A 19704-nucleotide genomic window follows, 5' to 3' on the forward strand; every position below is an offset into this window, starting at 1 on the left:
GATTTGGAACATACTAAAGGTACCAGCTTGGGCGATACAATCGCCTTGGTAGGGCAATCCTTCCTTGGGACTCCATATGTGGAAAAAACCCTAGAAGTAGGTGATACAGAAACCTTAGTGGTTAATTTCGGCGGATTGGATTGTACCACTTTTGTGGAAAACGTAATGGCTTTTAGCCTGATGCTGCAAAACCAGCAAAAAGACTTTGAAGAATTCACCGAGAATCTTGAGACCGTTCGGTACAGAAATGGTGATTTAGACGGTTATCCATCCCGCTTACATTACTTCACGGAATGGATTAGAAACAACGAAAAAAAGGGATTGGTAAAAGACATCACTGCCGAACTTGGCGGGGTGGAATTGGAAAAACCCATCAATTTTATGGGCACGCACCGCAACCTTTATCCTTTTTTGGCCAGCGATGAAAACTTTGAGGCCATGTTGACCGTGGAAAAACAAATTGCGAAAGAAAAATTATGCTATCTACCTAAAGATCAAATTGAAAGTAAGGAGCACCTGATTAAATCCGGTGATGTTCTTGCTTTGGCCACTTCCATAAAAGGCTTGGATGTCACCCATACGGGCATTGCCATTCATCAACCTGATGGCAGGTTACATTTGTTACATGCCTCCAGTAAAAATGGTGAGGTGGAAATATCGGAATTGCCCTTGGCGGATTACCTTAAAAACATCAAAAGCAATATTGGGATTATTGTCGCTAGACCAACCCTACTTTCGCTTTAAACACCACTCAACAGCACCTAAAAGATGTTGCCGGAACATAGGTTCATCGTATGCTTCCTTGGTGTGCCCACCACCAGTATAAAAGGCTCTTCCGCCATCATACTCATGATACCAGGCTATGGGGTGATTGGACCCGTTGGTTCCTCCTTCATAGCTGCTCTCATCCAAATTCAACAGAACGGTTACTTCGCGATTTAAGTTCTTATAGTTGTACCATTCATCTGATCTTACCCAAGAGTCGTTCAGGTGTTCCGTGGACGGATGCGATTTGTCTATTACAGCGATGGTTGCTTCACGCACGTTAGGGTCGTTTGGATGGGAGTCAAAATAACCTCCTACCAATTCCCCATACCAAGGCCAATCATATTCTGTATCACATGCAGAGTGGATTCCCAAAAAACTTCCTCCTTTCTTAATGTATCCTTCAAAAGCTTTTTGTTGTGCATTGTCCAACACATCCAAAGTCGTATTCAAAAACACAACCAATTTGTAGTTGTTCAGATTCTGTGGGGTAAAGTCCTCCCCCGATTCCGTTTGCAATGCAATAAAACCAGTTTGCCTACCCAATTCCCTTAAAGTTTGCACTCCCTTTTCTATGGATTTATGCCTCCAGCCCTTGGTTTTGGTGAATACCAGAACCAATTCCGGCATTTTTTGTGCTTCTGTCTCTGTTGTAGGCTCATCCTGTGCCGAAATTTGAATGACAAAACAGAGTGCAATTAGGGATAGTACAAAAGATTTCATAGTCATGGTTTTAGACGTTTGAAGTTAAATATTTTTTAGGGGTGGTACCGAATTTCTTTTTAAACGAAGCTATAAAATGACTGGCGGTACTGTAACCAACCTTTAACCCGACCTCATTGACATTGTGCTTTCCGGTTTCCAACATTTTGCGGGCATATTCCATTTTGTAATCGAACAAAAATCCGAATACGGAATCCCCATAGATCTGTTTAAATCCTTCCTTCAGTTTTTTAAGGCTTAATCCAACTTCCTGGGATAGCTCTGCCAAAGTAGGTGGCTCGGCCATCCGGGATATCATTATTTCTTTAGCCATACGAATCCGACGTACATTGTCCTCATCGGCCAAATAAGGGCATTGTTCCAGGTCGGCATCTTCCGTTTTATTGAAATAAAGGGAAATCAGTTCATAGACCTTCCCTTTTAGATATAGTTTTTTGATGGATGGATGCAAGTTGTAGTTCATCAACTGACTCAAAACAACAGCGGTTGCCGGCGAAACCATTTCCTGGGAATAGTATTTCTTCTCCTTGTTCTCTTCACTTAAGAATGGAATATAGTCTGCTTCATCCGAAAACAGCGAATGGAACTTCCTGATGGTCATCACCACCGAAAGCAACCATGACCCTGGTGAAACTACCAAATCGAGCGGTAAATCCTTTTGGGTGTTATAAAGCAACAGGGAATTTTCCTCATTTACCTCCAAATAGTAGTTTCCCTCATTAAAATTGAACTTTGACTTGCCCTTTAAACAGAAATGAAACTGGATATAGGAACTGTCGATATCCCTTTCGATAAGCGTTGGTTCTTTGGTGTCGTTTTGTATTTTAAGGATATAAATCCCGTCTTCGACCAAAATTTCGTCATAAGAACCTCTAGCGATATTTTTCATATTGATTTTCAACCTGATTTTGCTTTTAAATTAATTTAGAATCGCTCTAAATTGCATTGTGTAATATCAAATTTATCAATAATACCAATGCTTTCCGTCATTTTTATCAAAAATAAACCATAAAATAACATCTGTGGTTATTTATAGTTCCGCTAGCGTTATTTTTTGAAACATAACCCTTTTATTTTTGTGCTGCGATTTATATCCTTTATGAGGGACTACCATATTTCAAAACATAATTCCTTCTATGCCGTTGGTTTGAGTTACAAGAAGGCGGATGCAGAGGTTAGAGGAAAGTTCAGTCTGGATGTTCCTGCCATTGACCATATATTGGGCAAGGCCAAGGAAATTGGGGTTGATGGCCTTTTGGCCATTTCCACATGCAACAGGACCGAGTTATATGGTTTTGCACAACATCCCTACCAACTTATCAAACTACTTTGTGACGAGACCAATGGAACCGTTGAAGAGTTTCAAGAGGTAGCCTATGTCTATAAAAACCATGATGCCATTTCGCACATGTTCAAAGTAGGCACAGGACTCGATAGCCAAATTTTAGGTGACTTTGAGATTATAAGCCAGATAAAGCAAGGATTTTATCGCTCCAAAAAACAGGATATGGCCAATCCGTTCTTGGAACGTTTGTGCAATTCAGTTATTCAGGCCAGTAAACGCATCAAAAACGAAACAGAGCTTTCTTCGGGAGCTACCTCTGTGGCATTTGCTTCGGTAAAATATATCCTGGATAATGTCGATGACATTTCCAAGAAGAACATCTTGTTGTTCGGAACTGGTAAGATTGGAAGAAACACCTGTGAAAACCTGGTAAAGCACTCCAATAATTCCCATATTACCCTAATCAACAGGACTAGGGAAAAGGCAGAGGATATCGCCGGGAAATTTCAATTAACGGTAAAAGATTATGGAGATCTACAAACCGAAATTCGTAAGGCAGATATTTTAGTAGTGGCCACAGGTGCTCAATTGCCAACTGTTTCCAAAGCATTGATCTATCCTAAAAAACCATTACTTATCCTTGATTTGTCCGTTCCCAAAAATGTATCTGACGATGTAAAGGAACTAGACAATGTGACCCTGGTACATCTTGATGAACTTTCCCAAATTACCGATGAGACCTTGGCCAAAAGAAAGGAATATGTTCCAAAAGCCGAAGCCATCATAGAAAAGGTAAAAAAGGACTTTTTAAAATGGTTGGAAACCCGCAAGTTTGCCCCAGTGATCAACGCACTAAAGGACAAACTAAATACCATGAAGGCTGAAGAAATCGATTTTCAGACCAAAAAAATCGAAGGTTTCGACCAAATTCAGGCAGAAATCATCTCGGACAGGATCATTCAAAAAATTACAAAGCAGTTTGCCAACCACTTAAAGAGCAACGAGGTCGATACCGATGATAGTCTGGAACTTATCCAGAAAGTATTTCAGCTAGAACTACACTCCAAATGAGCAAAATAATCCGCATTGGAACACGCGACAGCGAACTGGCGTTGTGGCAAGCAACTACCGTACAACAAAAGTTGGAAGCACAGGGATACGACACCATTTTGGTGCCGACAAAATCCATGGGGGACCAAGTTCTTGACAAACCGTTGTATGAGCTTGGAGTTACTGGAATATTTACCAAGACCTTGGATATTGCATTGCTCAAAGGGGATATCGATATCGCGGTACATTCCATGAAAGATGTGCCAACACAATTACCCAAAGGGATTGTTCAAGTGGCCGTTTTGGAACGTGCCATAACTCACGATATATTGGTCCACAAAGGTTCCGATTTTTTAAATTCCGATGGTCCAGCGACTATTGCCACGGGAAGTTTGCGACGAAAGGCCCAATGGCTCAACAAATATCCCAAACACAAAGTGGTCGACCTTCGTGGAAACGTGAATACCCGTCTACTTAAACTCATCGAGAACGATTGGCAAGGAGCCATTTTTGCCCAGGCAGGATTGGAACGTATCAAGCTATTGCCCAAAGACGCCATTCAATTGGATTGGATGATTCCAGCTCCCGCTCAAGGCGCCATGTTGGTAGTTGCTAAAGAAGAAGATGATTTTACCAAAGAGGCATTGGCAAAATTGAACCACTCCGAAACCGAAATCGCCACAACCATTGAACGTGAGTTTCTACGCACGCTGGAAGGCGGTTGTACAGCTCCAATCGGTGCCTTGGCACAAATAAAAGATCAAACCGTTTACTTTAAAGGAGTCGTTTTCTCTTTGGATGGAACAAAGAAAATTGACATCAAAAAAGAAATAAAACTGTCCAAGGCCAAAGACCTTGGAAAAACCTGCGCCAATGAAGTATTGCAAAAAAGGAGGCGACAAATTGATGCAAGAGATCAGAAATGAGAACAGTACTGTCCACTAAAATGTTGAGTTTGCCCCAAAAGGAGCTGTTTCTAAATTCCGGTTTGGGATTGGTGGAGTACGATGCCCTAAAAATTGATTTTCTTGATGTGAAAATCCCATTCACCTACAACAACTACATATTTACCAGTAAAAATGCCGTAAAGGCATTTTTGCAGCAAACCAAAAATTTAGATTTATCCAAATTTCACGCGTTTTGTGTAGGTGAAAAGACAAAATCGCTTTTGGAAGAAAAGGGTCTAATAGTTTTGGAAATGGCCGAAAATGCTGCAGAATTGGCTGAAATTATATTCAAAAAGTACCAAAATAAGTCTTTTTTATTCCTGTGCGGCAACAAAAGAAGGGATGAACTCCCAAATATTTTGACTAAAAATAACGTTCAGTATAAAGAACTGGAAGTGTACCAGACAAATCTAAACCCAAAGGCATTTCAACGAGATTTTGATGGTATTATGTTCTTTAGTCCCAGTAGTGTCCGAAGCTATCTTTTGGAAAACAGTTTAGGGAACAGCACAATGTTCTGTATTGGAAATACCACCGCTTCCGAAGCTCAAAAACATTCAAAAAATATTATTGTAGCCAACAAACCAACTGTAGAAAATGTGTTGGTGCAGGCGATAAATCACTATAAGTAATTATGATAAAAAACGACTTGTTCCTGAAGGCATTAAAAGGTGAAACCGTTGAACGTCCTCCCGTGTGGATGATGCGACAAGCAGGGCGCTATTTGCCAGAGTTTATGGAACTCCGTAAAAAATACGATTTCTTCACCCGTTGCCAGACACCGGAATTGGCTTCGGAAATTACCGTTCAGCCGATACGCCGATACGGAATGGATGCCGCCATTTTGTTCAGCGATATTTTGGTAATTCCCCAGGCCATGGACATCGAGGTGCAGATGAAACCTAATTTTGGTCCATATTTACCCAATCCAATTCGCTCACAAGAAGATTTGGACAAAGTAATCGTTCCAGACATTCAGGATACTTTGGGGTATGTGATGGATGCCATTACCATGACCAAGGAAAAATTGAACGACGAAGTACCCCTGATTGGATTTGCAGGTTCGCCATGGACACTTCTTTGTTATTGCGTGGAAGGTCAAGGGAGCAAGAGTTTTGATAAAGCCAGAGGATTTTGTTTTACTCAGCCAAAGGCTGCACACGAATTGCTCCAAAAAATAACGGATACCACCATAGCGTATCTTAAAGCCAAGGTGAAAGCAGGTGTAAATGCCGTTCAGATTTTTGATTCTTGGGGAGGAATGCTGTCTCCACAAGATTATCAAGAATTTTCATGGAATTACATTCAGCAGATCGTGGATGCATTAAAAGACGAGGCCCCCGTCATCGTTTTTGGAAAAGGATGTTGGTTCGCACTCAAGGAAATGGCGAATTCAGGTGCTTCGGCCGTTGGTGTCGATTGGACATGTTCCGCTCAAAATGCTAGATATTTAACGGGAGGCAATGTTACCCTTCAAGGTAATTTTGATCCAGCTCGCTTGCTTTCGCCTCCAGAGAAAATAAAGGAAATGGTGACGCAAATGATTCGTGATTTTGGCAAGGACAAATATATCGTGAACCTGGGCCATGGTATTTTACCAAACATACCTGTAGAAAATGCAAAAGCATTTATTGATGCAGTAAAAGAATACAAGGAGTGAACCTTTTTGCAATAGCAAAGCGGGTCGATTTTAAAAATATACTGAAAGGTTTGCTAATTGGACTGAGTCGACCTCACTTTATTTGGCCTACCATCAAGGCGACAAAGGATTGCATTTCCATATCAACCAAAAACTATGGCAAACTGCATCATAAAAATGGTCCAGCGAATGCCTTCAGACATGCCTTTTGGAATTATTTGATAGCCAAACGTTGTTTTAAATGGCAAAACAATGAAGAAACTGTCTTGAATTGGGCAAAAAAAGTAACCGATTGGCATGAAGATTCATTTCCGAACAAACAATTGCCAAAGGCAATGGATTTACACAATAATGGAGTGGGACGCTTCATTTTTGAGCAGCATCCTGAAAAATCGGAGGATGAAATCGTTGGGCTGTTAGGGAAAATGGCGTCTGAATCCATCAAAATTGATGAAAGTTCAGCGCTTTCTGAACATAAAAACCAAATGGTACATATTTTAGAACAATGAAGGATAAGTTTTACCAATACATTCAACAACTACAAGACACCATCACCAATAAACTGGAACAACTTGACGGGACCGCCAAGTTCAAGCAAGATTTTTGGGAACGAGAAGAAGGCGGTGGTGGTAGAACCAGAGTCATCGAAAATGGTGCTGTTTTTGAAAAAGGAGGTGTAAACATTTCCAAAGTCCACGGTCCATTACCAAAAAGTATGCAAAACTATTTTGGAGTAGAGGATGTGGATTTCTTTGCATGTGGTCTCAGTTTGGTGATTCATCCAAAAAGCCCGATGGTGCCAACTGTACACGCCAATTGGCGCTATTTTGAAATGTACGACAAGCAAGGCAACATCGTAGATCAATGGTTTGGTGGTGGACAAGACCTTACACCTTATTATTTGTTCGAGGAGGATGCCACACATTTTCACGCGATTTGCAAAAAGGCCTGCGATGCCAATAATCCAGAATTTTATCCAACTTACAAAAAGAAATGCGACGAATATTTCTGGAATTCACACAGAAATGAAGCTCGTGGCGTAGGTGGATTGTTCTTCGATTATTGCAAAGCAACCGAAGAAACCAGTATGGAAAACTGGTACCATTTTGTGACCGAGGTTGGGAACAGTTTTTTGGATGCCTACGCACCCATTGTTGAAAAAAGAAAAAATCTCCCTTATACGCAAGAACAACGCAACTGGCAAGAAATTCGTCGAGGGCGTTATGTAGAGTTTAATTTGGTACACGATAAGGGCACTCTTTTTGGCCTAAAAACAAACGGTCGTATAGAAAGTATCCTGATGAGCCTGCCGCCACATGTGCAATGGCGATATGACCATCATCCAGAAAAAGGAAGCGAGGAAGAGAAATTGATAGCAGTGTTACAAAACCCAAAAACTTGGGTTTAATGCGTAGTTTTGTCCTGAAACCAAATCAATGAGACAGAGAATTTATCAAATAGATGCATTCACCAACCAGACTTTCGGGGGCAACCCTGCAGCGGTCTGCATTTTGGATTCGTGGTTGAACCCAGAATTGATGCAACAAATTGCACAAGAAAATAACCTAGCCGAAACAGCCTTTGCCGTAAAAAAAGATGATTTGTACGAAATTCGATGGTTTACCCCCGAAGTGGAAGTGGACCTTTGCGGACATGCGACCTTGGCTGCTGCCTTTGTTCTGTTTCATTTTTATGAACTGGAAAAAGATACCATTCAGTTTTATTCCAGCAGAAGTGGAAATCTAACCGTAAACAAGGCGGATAATGGATGGTTAACCATGGATTTTCCAACGGACAACTTGGTTGCTATTCAAAATATTGAGGAGTTGGACACCGCTATTGGGAAAGCCCCGGTAAAAACCCTGAAGGGCAAAACCGATTATATGATGGTCTATAGCTCCCAAAACGAAATTGAGGAAATTGAACCCAACCATCATTTATTGGCGCAATTGGACGTTCGAGGGGTAATTGTTACAGGACCAGGGGACGAAGTAGATTTTGTTTCCCGCTTTTTTGCTCCTGCCTGTGGAATTCCTGAAGACCCTGTGACAGGTTCTGCCCATACTTCATTGACTCCCTATTGGACCGAAATATTGGATAAAACCAAAATGACAGCTAAACAGCTTTCCAAACGAGGTGGCGATTTGGTCTGTGAATATTTAGGCGAGCGTGTTAAAATTTCAGGTAAGGCCGTACTTTATCTAACAGGAGAAATTGATATTTAATTCAGCTTAAAACTAAAATATGTATCCATTAATACGAAATAGAAGACTACGTGCATCCGAATCCATCAGAAGGTTGGTTCGGGAAACTACCTTGACCCCGGATGACTTTTTGGTTCCACTTTTCGTAACCGAGGGAAAAGGAATTAAAGAAGAAATTCCCTCAATGCCCAACTATTTTCGATTGAGTTTGGACAATCTCGAAAAAGAAGTAAAGGAACTTTGGAAAATGGGATTGTGCTCTGTTCTTCTTTTTGTAAAAGTTGATGATAAACTTAAGGACAATAAGGGAACGGAAGCTTTGAATCCCGATGGTTTAATGCAACGCGCCATAAAAACCGTAAAAAACGCCTGTCCACAAATGTTGGTGATGACGGACGTGGCCCTTGACCCATTTTCCGCTTTTGGACACGATGGTATTGTGGCTGAAGGGCAAATCTTAAATGATGAAACCGCTGAAGTACTAGCTGAAATGAGTGTGTCGCACGCCAAGGCCGGGGCTGATTTTGTGGCACCCAGCGATATGATGGACGGTAGAATCCTTACCATTCGCGAGGCATTGGAAGATGAAGGGTTCATCAACACCGGAATTATGGCCTATTCCGCAAAATACGCAAGTGCCTTCTATGGTCCTTTCCGTGATGCACTGGATTCAGCCCCTGTGGATATTGCCGATGTGCCTAAGGACAAAAAAACCTATCAAATGGATTATGCCAATCGGTATGAATCCATTCGCGAGACACAAATGGACATTGATGAGGGTGCTGATATTGTAATGGTAAAACCTGGTCTTTGCTATTTGGATATTGTTCGTGAAATAAAAAATGAAGTAGAGGTTCCCGTTGCAGTGTACCAAGTTTCCGGAGAATATGCCATGGTAAAAGCTGCAGCTGAAAAAGGGTGGTTGGACCACGATGCGGTAATGCTGGAACAACTGACCGCCATTAAGAGAGCCGGAGCCGATATTATAGCCAGTTATTTTGCGAAGGATTTTATCCGTACTTTGGGATAAACCTCAACCTACATGAAAAAGCTAGCGGTTTCGTTTTTCTTTACCACTTTAGTGATGCCCTTTGGGTTTGCCCAACGAGAACTTATTCATGCCTATCCGCACAAATTGGGTTTTGATGAAGCTTACATCAACCAAAAAGTGGATTCCATTATGGAAATGGGCATTGATAGTTTGGCCTTTCCAGGAGCACAATTGTTGGTCGCCAAGAACGATACCGTTATTTTTCACAAGGCTTATGGTTTCCATACCTACGATAGTATTCAGCCAGTCGCATTGAATGATTTGTATGACCTAGCCTCCGTCACCAAAATATCGGGACCGTTGCCTGCGCTGATGAAGTTGGTAGACGAAGGCAAACTAGATCTCGATAAACCTTTCAGCACCTATTGGGAACCATGGAAACATCGAAAAGACAAAAAGGACCTCACGCTCCGTGAGATTTTGGCACATCAGGCAGGTTTAGTGCCCTACATTGTGTTTTTACAGAAAGTGCTTCGGAAAAATGGAAAAATTAAAAGGAGGTTTGTCCACCATTCAGCGGATAACAGATTTCAAGGTCAGGTATACAATGGACTCTACATCAACAATCGTTTTGAACGGAAAATGAACCGAATCATCAATCGGTCCAAAGTCTCGGACGAAAAGAAGTACAAATACTCCGGTCTCACTTTTCTGATTTTTCCAACGTTGATAGAGCAACTCACAGGAACCTATTATCAAACCTATTTGGATGATAATTTCTATCATCCCTTAGGTTGTCATACATTGGGGTATCTCCCCAGGGAAAATAAATATGTGAATGCCATTGTTCCCACCGAAGTGGATACGCTCTTTAGAAAAACATTGGTCAAAGGTTGGGTGCACGACGAGAATGCATCACTTAAAGGAGGGGTTTCCGGAAATGCTGGATTGTTTGGTACAGCAGACGATTTAGCCAAATTGATGCTATTCTATCAAAATTATGGCAATGTGGATGGCAAACAGATTATCTCCCAAGAAACTGTGAAAGAGTTCACTACCGTTCAATATCCCGAAAATGAAAATTATAGAGGTTTAGGTTTTGATAAACCCTTATTGAACAATTCCGAAATCCCTTTGGAAGAATCCTACCCTTCGCCTTTGGCATCACCGGAAAGTTTTGGGCATTCTGGATTTACAGGAACATTTGTTTGGGCAGATCCCGTCAAAAAATTGACCTTCATTTTTCTTTCCAACCGGGTATACCCCTCACGAGACCATCGAAAATTATATAGTTTGGATATTCGACAGGCGCTTCAGGATGTTTTTTACAAAGCAGAAGGATTAAACATTCAAAATTAATTCCTATTCCCTATCTTGGTACTAAACATTCTGCCATTCTATGGGACTACTACTATTTTATGCCCTTATTTCCATTTTCTTTTCATTTCTATGCTCCATTTTGGAGGCGGTGCTGTTAAGTATCACACCTACCTTTATCAATGTAAAAAAGCAAGAGGGAAAAGATTATGCGGTCACCTTGGAAACCCTTAAGAAAGATGTTGACAAGCCGCTCATCGCCATACTAACCCTAAACACCATTGCGCATACAGTTGGTGCTATTTTGGTTGGGGTACAGGCAAAGGCCGCTTATGCGGAAATGTATGGAAGTACCGAACGTACCATTTTTGGTTTTCCTTTGACAGAAGACCTTATGGTGGGCATTGTTTCCACTCTTATGACGATATTGATTTTGGTAGCCTCTGAAATCATTCCGAAGACCATTGGAGCGACTTTTTGGAAGCAGTTGGCCAACTTTACCAGCAAAGCACTAAACATTATGGTGTTCATCCTAAAATGGACAGGACTGCTATGGTTGCTACAATTGTTTACTAAACTGGTCGGTGCCAAAGGAGAACATGGAAGTGTGTTGAGCCGTGAGGATTTTAGTGCGATGACAGAGATTGCACATGAAGAAGGGGTGTTTAAGGAATCGGAATCAAAAATGATCAAAAACTTGCTCTATTTTGATGAAATCCTGGCCCGCGATGTGATGACACCAAGAACCGTTATGAAAATTGCATCGGAAGATACACCTATAAAAGAGTTCTTTGAAAAAAATAGGCCCTTGCGCTTCTCTAGGATTCCTCTTTACAAGGATCGTATGGACAATATCACAGGTTTCTTTTTAAAAGATGAGTTGTTGGAAGCAATTGTAAATAAAAAAGGAAATGAAACCTTGGCGACCATTCGAAGAGAACTATTGGTCACCAATCGGAGCAAATCCATTAATGACCTTTTCAAAAAATTTGTCCAAAAACGGGAACACATTTCTTTGGTGGTGGATGAGTATGGTTCGGTAAGTGGTTTGGTTACAATGGAAGATGTAATCGAAACCTTGCTCGGATTCGAGATTATGGATGAAAGTGATAATGTGGAAGACCTTCAAAAGCTCGCTAGAAAGAACTGGCATGCCCGAGCAAAGCGATTGGGAATTATTGAAGATGAAGATGAAATAGAGTGATGGAAATTGCTTATGTACAGACACCTATAGGAACAGCTGAATTAAAAGGCAATGAAGAAGGCCTTGCTTCAATCACTGTTTTAGAAAACAAAATACCAAACGGTACAATTCCAGAAGTTCTAAAGGACGCCGCTCAGCAATTTCAAGAATATTTTAAGGGAAACCGAACGGTATTTAACCTGAAATTAAATCCGTCCGGAACCGATTTTCAGAAAAAGGTGTGGGATGCCTTGTTACAAATTCCCTTTGGAAAAACTATTTCTTATTTGGAACTTTCCAAACAACTCGGTGACGTAAAGGCCATTCGTGCAGTAGCCTCGGCCAATGGCAAAAATCCACTTTGGATTGTGGTTCCTTGTCATCGTGTAATAGGAACCAACGGAGACCTCACAGGCTATGCAGGTGGACTGCATAGAAAAAAATGGTTATTAGAACATGAGAGTCCTGCAAAGCAGACGACTCTTTTTTAATTTGCTACCATGCTATATAAACTTAACCTGGAACATATCCTCTTTTTGGATATCGAGACCGTACCCCAAAAACAACATTTCTCCGACTTGGATGAAACCGCCCAGCAATTATGGGAACAAAAAACACAGTACCAGCGAAAAGAAGACTTTACGCCTGAAGAGTTTTACGATAGGGCAGGTATTTGGGCTGAATTTGGCAAGATTGTCTGTATTTCGGTGGGATATTTCACTCACAAAGGAGAAAACCGAAATTTTAGGGCCACTTCCTTCCATGGAGAAGAAACCAAAATTTTAAAAGAGTTCAAACAACTACTCAAAGAGCATTTTAGTCAAACAAAACACTTATTGTGTGCCCATAATGGCAAAGAGTTCGATTTCCCTTTTATTGCCCGAAGGATGGTGATAAACGGCATCAATCTTCCATTTAAACTGGACCTGTTCGGAAAAAAACCTTGGGAAGTCCCGCATTTGGACACTATGGAGCTTTGGAAGTTTGGCGACTACAAACATTATACTTCTTTAAAACTATTGGCCTATGTGCTAGGAATCCCCTCTCCAAAAGAAGATATGGACGGCAGTATGGTAAAGGATGTGTTCTACAAGGAAAAGGATATAGACAGAATTATTACGTACTGCGAACTGGATGTAGTGACCACGGCACAAGTATTCCTTCGTTTAAGAAATGAAGAGCTTTTGAACGATGATGAGATTAAAAAAGTTTGAGCATTTCAGTCGAAAGGATAAGGGTAAATGGCGAATGCTAGAAAATTGACATTCTGAAAGGAACAAAAATTCCCGTCACCCTGATCTCGTTTCAGGGTCGCACCCAATGGACATGGATTTTCGGACAACAGGGATTTCTCAATCGATGCTTTGCATCTCATCTTGAAATGACAATATTTGTTTTGAACTTAGATGTCTTGAGTCTTTGTTTTAATTCTTGTAAAACTTCGTACTCTTTATTCCAGCGTAATCTTGGACTACCAAAACATACAATCCTGAAGAGAGGGAGGAAACATTAACGGTCCCTTCGGCCTTTCCTTTTTTAATAACGTTTCCTGAAGTGGTTACGATGGAGAACTCTGCATCTTTGGACAATTCAGCATTGATATTTAAATAATCAACTGCAGGGTTAGGAAATACCGATATGTTCAATTCTTGAGGCACGAACATTGGGGCATTTTCGATCAGTGAGGTTTCTTCTCCATTAAATTCGAACTCAATAGTTTCTGAGAATTCGGATAATGCACTTTCTGTACAAATGGAACGCACGCGGGCCTCATAAACTTTACCTTCTTGTAAATTTGAAAGTTCAAAGCTATTTTCCCAAATCAATTCACTGTTCCAGTTATCGGAATCAATACTTTTATACTGCACTTCAAACAAAGTTTCCTCGGCTTCGTTCCAAGATATGGTTGTAGCATCGATGGTTGAGCTATCCAATTCAAACTGTGAAGGTATCTCAATGGAGCAATTGGACACTTGGGCTCCCGTTACTACCAAGGAAAAGTCTTGAATTCCATTTTTAAGACTTCCCTTATGGGAAATAGTAATGATATAGCTGCCAGTTGCATTTTCCACTTCTACCCGTTCAAAGGGATCGACTTTGTTGTCTCCTCTAGTGGCTGCATCGTTTGCTCTTGCAGGATTTAATTTCCAAGGAAAAAAGGTTTCTCCATCTTTAGAAATTCTAATATCCAAATCGTTGACCAAAGCCGCTATAGTACTGTTAAGATCTCCACGGTTGATGTTTTCCGCTTCCGGGTCGGTCCAAGAAATCGAAGCAATCAGTGGAGCACCTTCAATTGCATTTACCGTTATGCTATATGTTTCACCATTTGATATACGTTCTTCGTTTACCAAACTAGTATAATCTTTGTTCTGAAGAGTTTCGGCCGCTGCTTTGGCGTTCATGACACCCCATCCCATTTTGTAATCAGGTCCCTTGGCATCAACATCATCGGCCGTATGAAGGGCAAGTCCTTTTAAAGTTGCTGCTTTCATGTAATTGCCAAAAAGTTCTTCGTGATATTGTTGCAACAACAAAAGCGTTCCTGTTACTCCTGGCGCGGCCATGGAAGTCCCGGCAGAAACTTGGTAACTACTATTGGTTATCGAGCTTGTTGATAGGATGTTCCCGCCATCACCTGCAAGATCGGGTTTTACCCTGCCATCGTCAACAGGACCAAAACTACTATATCCGGCGACGGAGGCTTTTTTTAAATCACCATTGCTATCGATTTCTGTGTTGGCACCGGCAATGGTCAGTCCATTTTTAGTGGTAGTAAAACCTAGGAGCAGGTCGAAACCATCTGCTGTTTTTCCAAAAATTGGAGCATCATTATCATAAGACTTTTGGGCATTTCCTGCTGCTGTCACCATTAAATAATAAGGAGCATTGTACATAATCCTATCCCAGTCTTGTGTGACTTTTATATATGCACCAAAATACCAATCAGGTACCCTGTCGGACAGAATACCGTAAGAATGATTGCTCAACAACATTCCATTGGCAGCTGCCTCTGCAACTTCAATTTTATCACGACTCCAATCATGAGTCAAGGCCTGAGCTTCATATGCAACACCTTTGGCGTTTGGTTCTACACCGGCAGAAATTAGATTGCCAGTTACCAAGGTTGCATGCAAGCTTACTTCATCAGCATTATCAGCATTTTTTGCACGGACATCAAATTCTTGATGTGAAGATAGTGCGACACCTGAGTCCCATACACCCACTTCCATATTGGTACCGGTCAATCCTAAATTCAAAAGGCCCTTGTCGTAGAGCGTATGTGCCCGAGAGGTCTGTGAAGCTGGATCATTAAGTGTTGTATAATATAATGGGGTGCCATCGGTACCGATATCCTTAAGGGCTATTTGATTTCCATTGCTTTCTTTCTCTGTTGCTCTAAGACCTTTTGACTTGATCAACTCGGCAATTTTCTTCAGTTTGGATTGATGCTCGATTTCCATTTCGTAAATAAAAGAGGACATTTGCCCTTGATCGTAGGAAAATCGAATCTGTTCTTTTAATGTTTCGGATTGGGCAAATGTGGTAAATACGCCTAAAATCGCGAATATAATGGAGAAGATCACTCCCTTGGCCCCTAAAGGAAATCTGTAGTCCATAATTAAGTTTAGGTAAGATTCGGACTACTAAAGTATGATTTAATGTAAGATTCATCGATAAAATTCTTACTTTATTCGATGAAATGCATAGTGTATTACCTCTTTATGTTGTGAAAATATACTTTTACGTTGTGTATCTTTTTTCTTACTTGTCAATTTAATTTTCATCCAATACGATATACACAGGAAAATGGTCGCTATAGCCACCCAAATATTTTGAGCCTGCAAAGGTCCTGAATGGATTGCCTTTAAATCTGCCTTCCCATTCTTTAAGAAAACGTGGTGAAAATATTTTTGCCTTGACAAAACTGTGCGTACCCTTTTTGTAGTTTAAAAAGCTGTGGGAAATCAATATTTGATCGAACAAACTCCATTCTCCCCTGTAATTCGCACTTCCAGATTCGGGAGACAATAACTTTTGCATTGGGTTTATAAACATGCCCGAGCCCATAAGCGTTTGAATGCTCTCCGAATTAGGGTCGTCATTAAAATCTCCCATGATAATTGTATTGGGCTCCTTGGATTTAACATCTCTAATCCTTTGTAAAATGGTTTCGGCTGCCTTTATCCGTTTATAACCGGTTTCTTCTGCTCCCTCTCTTCTAGATGGCCAATGATTTACAAAAACATGGATTTCCTCTTGGTGCAACTTACCGTGTACATACAAAATATCCCTTGTAAAATCACGTTGGCCATTCGTATTTTGAACCATCAATGGTATTGTTTCTGAATGCAGCACCAAAAAATGGTCTTTATCATATATTAAGGCCGTATCAATTCCTCTCTCATCAGGTGAATCAAAGTGTATCACATCATAATTGAAATTCCGAAGTTTTTTGGAGTGTAATAAGGCCAGTACCACATCTTTGTTCTCCACTTCGGCCATTCCCACCAAAACTGGGGGATGATCAGAATCGTCCAATCCAATTTTGGAAATCGCTTTAGAGATCTTTTTGACTTTTTTCCCAAATTTGGAATTGTTCCATTTTCTAAATCCCTTTGGAGTAAAATCGTCATCCAATAAGTAGGGATCGTCCTTGATATCAAAAAAGTTTTCAAGATTGTAAAATGCCAAGGTAAATCTTCGCCTACTTTTCTCCAATGTTGATTCTATTTTTCGTTGTTCAATCTTTACCATTGGTTTTCTCCCCACTGCGTTGAGAAGGTTTGGAGAACCATTCACCGGATGTCTCTCTTTCCACTTTTGGGAGAGCATTGGTAAATAACACCGCATTGAACAATGTTCTATAAGTTCCCATGGGCTGTCCGCGCCATTGGGGCTGGAACCCAAAGAGGAGCACATGGCCCTTTCCATGCTTAACATCCAATGCCGCTGCATTTCCGTTCATGTATTCTTCTCCGACCAAGAACCCCGACATTAATGGAGATCCATTTTTTTGGTATTTGGCCAATATCTCCCCTTCAAAACCTTCCTGAGTACTAAAAATAGGACTATTATAGACAAATACATTGGCTTTGGGCAACATGCCGGCCATTATAGGGTGATTTGGGTTGGTCTCAACCTGTACAATAGAGCCACCCGTAAAAAATTTAGCCCTATCCACATGGTCAACTACATTTTTAACAGGAAGATGTAAGGCATTTATGGCAAAGTTGGAACTTCGGTTTAGCGTGATCAGTGTCCCACCTTGTTCTACAAAAGCGTTTAGGTTACGTATACCCAATTCTCCCAATCCCCCTGTATATTCTGGAGGTGCTGATCCGGGCTCCAAACCATTTTCAATAGATCCAGACCACTCAGATGCCATTACGATCACATCAAAACGGTCCTTTAAATTATTGGATTTAAAATCTGAATCCCGAACAGAAGTATAAGGGAGTCCAAAATTATCCAACAACCAACGTGTCCATCCCATATCCATACTCGCGGTCCATTGACGATATACACCTATTCTTGATTTTATAACGGCATCTCCAGAACCCGAACCCATGCTTGCATTTATCGCATAATCTTTGATCCATTGATTGATTTTGCCCCGAGAAACCCCGCGCACTCCATACTTCTTGTTGTCAATATCATAGCCAACACTGTATCCTGATTTCATGGCCTCTGCCAAAACTCGAAAAATGTTGTTCTGTGCTGGGTCTAACCACAAAGTACTTCCGCTTCCTCTAAGCTGTCCTGCCAATGGCTTTATGCCGGCGGCAACTCCATCGGTATCAAAACCTGCCCCTGGGGCAAAATCCACTTTATTCAAATCACCCTTTTCGTCGTCCGTGGTGTCCAGCGGCGTCCCTTCTACCGGTTTTAGTGCTTCTCTAAAGGCATCGCTCATTGGAACAGTACCGGATACTACATCCACCTCCATTTGAAAAGGAAGGGTCCATCCAGCGGCATCGTAGGGTTGTTCCAAAGGGCCATCCGGAGACTCCCTTAAATCCGGATATACTTGCACATCCATAACCTGGCGTACCATTTCGGCAAATTCTTGATCCATGGGTATAACCCACGTGCCTTTTGGATATGTGACCCCCGAATACTCGATAGGCTCGGTCAATTGTGAAATGTCGACCCCATTAAAGGCCAGACGCTTTAAAAGTTCTACCGGACGTACTGGGTCACGCTGTGCTTGCGGTATAATATAGACATAGGGCGGCTCATTTTTATATTTTTCAATTGTGGTCGTTGCAGCCTGATATTTATTGAACAACAAGGTTTCTTTGTACTTGGAGGCATAATCCAAAACAGCAATTGAAGCGGTTTGCATATACTGCATGGCATCGCTCAATCTCCACCAACCACCTTTCCATGGACTGTTGTATAAAGATTCTACCCTTAAATCCTTCCTGTGCTCCGGAAAATCCCGAATGGTATAAAAATAAGGGGTTGCATATCGGTACAAAGCGGTTTCTGTCCAAAAGGAAGGTATGTTTTGCATGGCGGGCAAATAATCGATGTATCCCGGGTACCATGCGTCAAACCCTTTACCCATATGTACGGCTCCGGGCAGACCTTCGGTCTCCAATTCCTGGGCCATGGCCATTCCGATCATATTAACTTCCCGGGCTACAATCGGTGGTGTTTGGGGTGCAATGGGTTCAGCAAAAGGGGGTAGCCATATCCGTGTAGGAAATGGTGAGGATTGATGATGGACATGTATGATATTTGGCTCCCACTCGCGCCAAGTACGTCCAACCACACGTGATTCCAACATGTTCAGCATGTATGCGTCCCTATTGTTATCATGGCCCACATATTTTTGATAAAGCCATGGTGTTCTTGCCGTTTCATAAGGTGTTCCAACATTGGACATGTACCAATTTGCAATTATATCCTGTCCATCAGGATTCAATGACGGCCATAGGACCAAAATCACATCATCCAATATGGGTTTGAACTTTTTTGAATCCGCTTCGGTTATAATTTGATGCGCCAATGTGATGATATGTTGTGCTCCGGCAACTTCAGAAGCGTGCAGTCCTCCACTTAAGTCTACAATGGCCTTGCCTTCTTCCGATAACCTTTGTGCTTCCTCTCGGGTCATCCCTTTAGGATGGGCCAATTTTTGGGAGATTTCCTTGTAATGGTCAATTTTTGCCAAGTTCTCTTTGGAAGAAATCAAAACATAGTACCACGTTCTCCCTTCGGAGGTTTTCCCGGTTTCACGCATTTCCACCAAATCACTGGCAGCGTCCAATCTTTTAAAATATTCTATGGACTGCTCATAAGTGGCGAGATGGAAGTCCGAGCCTACTTCGAACCCAATAACTTCATCAGGATTTGGAACGGATGTCTTTTGTGCAAGTGAGGACACAGGAATTAGGATTGCCAGTAAAGATGCACATGTTAATAAATTTGAAAGCGTACACCTTTTTGAGTGGGGGAAAAATTGGAAACTGAACATTTTTTTGGTTTAGGTTGGTTTTTGGGTTCAAGATAGGGAACAATACAATTAAATAATAGATTTTTCCCCTGTTCATCGGGGTTTAAGACCAAAATGCTCCAAATAGCTTCCAAA

The 19704-nt window shown here is 41.3% G+C and carries 17 protein-coding genes and 1 pseudogene; 13 read left to right on the forward strand and 5 right to left on the reverse strand.

The annotated features are described in order from the left end of the window. The first annotated feature begins 3 nt into the window (after nucleotides 1-3). On the forward strand, nucleotides 4-744 hold the full coding sequence (locus PY091_RS06010) for an N-acetylmuramoyl-L-alanine amidase-like domain-containing protein (RefSeq protein ID WP_275648807.1): 741 nt from the start codon (nucleotides 4-6) through the stop codon (nucleotides 742-744). Here the strand turns inward: PY091_RS06010 and PY091_RS06015 are convergent. Together PY091_RS06015 and PY091_RS06020 are read right to left on the reverse strand one after the other, a co-directional pair. After that, nucleotides 730-1488: a ThuA domain-containing protein gene (locus PY091_RS06015; protein WP_275648808.1), complete on the reverse strand. Its 759-nt coding sequence runs from the start codon at nucleotides 1486-1488 to the stop codon at nucleotides 730-732. The two genes, PY091_RS06010 and PY091_RS06015, sit on opposite strands and share 15 nt — an antisense overlap. Nucleotides 1489-1498: 10 nt before the next feature. Further along, entirely contained in the window at nucleotides 1499-2377 is an 879-nt protein-coding gene (locus PY091_RS06020; protein ID WP_275648809.1) for a helix-turn-helix domain-containing protein, read from the reverse strand. A gap of 210 nt (nucleotides 2378-2587) precedes the next feature. Here PY091_RS06020 and hemA point away from each other — a divergent pair, with 210 nt between their 5' ends. The 12 genes and pseudogenes from hemA (at nucleotide 2588) to PY091_RS06080 (ending at nucleotide 13318) form a co-directional block, all read left to right on the forward strand. Then, nucleotides 2588-3844: a glutamyl-tRNA reductase gene (hemA, locus tag PY091_RS06025; RefSeq protein WP_275649433.1), complete on the forward strand. Its 1257-nt coding sequence runs from the start codon at nucleotides 2588-2590 to the stop codon at nucleotides 3842-3844. Continuing rightward, nucleotides 3841-4768: pseudogene (gene hemC, locus PY091_RS06030) on the forward strand (hydroxymethylbilane synthase). Before hemA ends, hemC begins: the two are co-directional and overlap by 4 nt. After that, on the forward strand, nucleotides 4746-5402 hold the full coding sequence (locus PY091_RS06035) for a uroporphyrinogen-III synthase (RefSeq protein ID WP_275648810.1): 657 nt from the start codon (nucleotides 4746-4748) through the stop codon (nucleotides 5400-5402). Before hemC ends, PY091_RS06035 begins: the two are co-directional and overlap by 23 nt. A gap of 2 nt (nucleotides 5403-5404) precedes the next feature. Beyond that, complete coding sequence (hemE, locus tag PY091_RS06040) at nucleotides 5405-6430, forward strand: uroporphyrinogen decarboxylase (protein WP_275648811.1); 1026 nt, start codon at nucleotides 5405-5407, stop codon at nucleotides 6428-6430. Continuing rightward, nucleotides 6427-6918, forward strand: coding sequence for a DUF6973 domain-containing protein (locus tag PY091_RS06045; RefSeq protein ID WP_275648812.1), 492 nt, complete (start codon nucleotides 6427-6429; stop codon nucleotides 6916-6918). Before hemE ends, PY091_RS06045 begins: the two co-directional genes overlap by 4 nt. Beyond that, nucleotides 6915-7817 (forward strand): oxygen-dependent coproporphyrinogen oxidase, encoded by a 903-nt coding sequence (gene hemF, locus PY091_RS06050; protein ID WP_275648813.1) that lies wholly within the window; start codon nucleotides 6915-6917, stop codon nucleotides 7815-7817. The genes PY091_RS06045 and hemF overlap by 4 nt, the downstream gene beginning before the upstream one ends. A gap of 28 nt (nucleotides 7818-7845) precedes the next feature. Further along, on the forward strand, nucleotides 7846-8634 hold the full coding sequence (locus PY091_RS06055; protein WP_275648814.1) for a PhzF family phenazine biosynthesis protein: 789 nt from the start codon (nucleotides 7846-7848) through the stop codon (nucleotides 8632-8634). A 19-nt stretch (nucleotides 8635-8653) separates the two neighbouring features. Further along, nucleotides 8654-9643 carry a porphobilinogen synthase gene (hemB, locus tag PY091_RS06060; protein ID WP_275648815.1) on the forward strand — a complete coding sequence of 330 codons (990 nt, stop codon included), beginning with the start codon at nucleotides 8654-8656 and terminating at the stop codon, nucleotides 9641-9643. Between the two features lie 12 nt (nucleotides 9644-9655). After that, on the forward strand, nucleotides 9656-10963 hold the full coding sequence (locus PY091_RS06065) for a serine hydrolase domain-containing protein (RefSeq protein ID WP_275648816.1): 1308 nt from the start codon (nucleotides 9656-9658) through the stop codon (nucleotides 10961-10963). Nucleotides 10964-11003: 40 nt separating this feature from the next. Continuing rightward, a complete protein-coding gene (locus PY091_RS06070) occupies nucleotides 11004-12125 on the forward strand; it encodes a CNNM domain-containing protein (protein ID WP_275648817.1) in 1122 nt (373 codons plus the stop codon). After that, nucleotides 12125-12595, forward strand: a complete 471-nt coding sequence (locus tag PY091_RS06075; RefSeq protein WP_275649434.1) for a methylated-DNA--[protein]-cysteine S-methyltransferase — start codon at nucleotides 12125-12127, stop codon at nucleotides 12593-12595. Before PY091_RS06070 ends, PY091_RS06075 begins: the two co-directional genes overlap by 1 nt. Nucleotides 12596-12604: 9 nt before the next feature. After that, complete coding sequence (locus PY091_RS06080; protein WP_275648818.1) at nucleotides 12605-13318, forward strand: 3'-5' exonuclease; 714 nt, start codon at nucleotides 12605-12607, stop codon at nucleotides 13316-13318. Nucleotides 13319-13528: 210 nt separating this feature from the next. Here PY091_RS06080 and PY091_RS06085 read toward each other — a convergent pair whose 3' ends face one another. From PY091_RS06085 to PY091_RS06095, 3 genes are all read right to left on the reverse strand, one after another. Next, the gene (locus tag PY091_RS06085) at nucleotides 13529-15724 is read right to left on the reverse strand and encodes a S8 family serine peptidase (protein ID WP_275648819.1); all 2196 of its coding nucleotides are present in this window, start codon (nucleotides 15722-15724) and stop codon (nucleotides 13529-13531) included. 157 nt (nucleotides 15725-15881) lie between these two features. Further along, nucleotides 15882-16862: an endonuclease/exonuclease/phosphatase family protein gene (locus PY091_RS06090; protein WP_275648820.1), complete on the reverse strand. Its 981-nt coding sequence runs from the start codon at nucleotides 16860-16862 to the stop codon at nucleotides 15882-15884. Then, nucleotides 16849-19500, reverse strand: a complete 2652-nt coding sequence (locus PY091_RS06095; protein WP_275648821.1) for a M14 family metallopeptidase — start codon at nucleotides 19498-19500, stop codon at nucleotides 16849-16851. Before PY091_RS06095 ends, PY091_RS06090 begins: the two co-directional genes overlap by 14 nt. Nucleotides 19501-19704: the final 204 nt, after the last annotated feature.

This window comes from Flagellimonas okinawensis, assembly GCF_029194005.1.
GTDB classification, from domain to species: Bacteria; Bacteroidota; Bacteroidia; order Flavobacteriales; family Flavobacteriaceae; genus Flagellimonas; species Flagellimonas okinawensis.

Bases quoted from the DNA above. Each gene is read 5' to 3' on its own strand.
- PY091_RS06090 (WP_275648820.1), bottom strand. From the start codon at position 16,862: ATGGTAAAGATTGAACAACGAAAAATAGAATCAACATTGGAGAAAAGT.
- hemB (WP_275648815.1), top strand. From the start codon at position 8,654: ATGTATCCATTAATACGAAATAGAAGACTACGTGCATCCGAATCCATC.
- PY091_RS06020 (WP_275648809.1), bottom strand. From the start codon at position 2,377: ATGAAAAATATCGCTAGAGGTTCTTATGACGAAATTTTGGTCGAAGAC.
- hemE (WP_275648811.1), top strand. From the start codon at position 5,405: ATGATAAAAAACGACTTGTTCCTGAAGGCATTAAAAGGTGAAACCGTT.
- PY091_RS06065 (WP_275648816.1), top strand. From the start codon at position 9,656: ATGAAAAAGCTAGCGGTTTCGTTTTTCTTTACCACTTTAGTGATGCCC.
- PY091_RS06055 (WP_275648814.1), top strand. From the start codon at position 7,846: ATGAGACAGAGAATTTATCAAATAGATGCATTCACCAACCAGACTTTC.
- PY091_RS06075 (WP_275649434.1), top strand. From the start codon at position 12,125: ATGGAAATTGCTTATGTACAGACACCTATAGGAACAGCTGAATTAAAA.
- PY091_RS06035 (WP_275648810.1), top strand. From the start codon at position 4,746: ATGAGAACAGTACTGTCCACTAAAATGTTGAGTTTGCCCCAAAAGGAG.
- PY091_RS06085 (WP_275648819.1), bottom strand. From the start codon at position 15,724: ATGGACTACAGATTTCCTTTAGGGGCCAAGGGAGTGATCTTCTCCATT.
- PY091_RS06015 (WP_275648808.1), bottom strand. From the start codon at position 1,488: ATGAAATCTTTTGTACTATCCCTAATTGCACTCTGTTTTGTCATTCAA.
- hemF (WP_275648813.1), top strand. From the start codon at position 6,915: ATGAAGGATAAGTTTTACCAATACATTCAACAACTACAAGACACCATC.
- PY091_RS06070 (WP_275648817.1), top strand. From the start codon at position 11,004: ATGGGACTACTACTATTTTATGCCCTTATTTCCATTTTCTTTTCATTT.
- PY091_RS06080 (WP_275648818.1), top strand. From the start codon at position 12,605: ATGCTATATAAACTTAACCTGGAACATATCCTCTTTTTGGATATCGAG.
- hemA (WP_275649433.1), top strand. From the start codon at position 2,588: ATGAGGGACTACCATATTTCAAAACATAATTCCTTCTATGCCGTTGGT.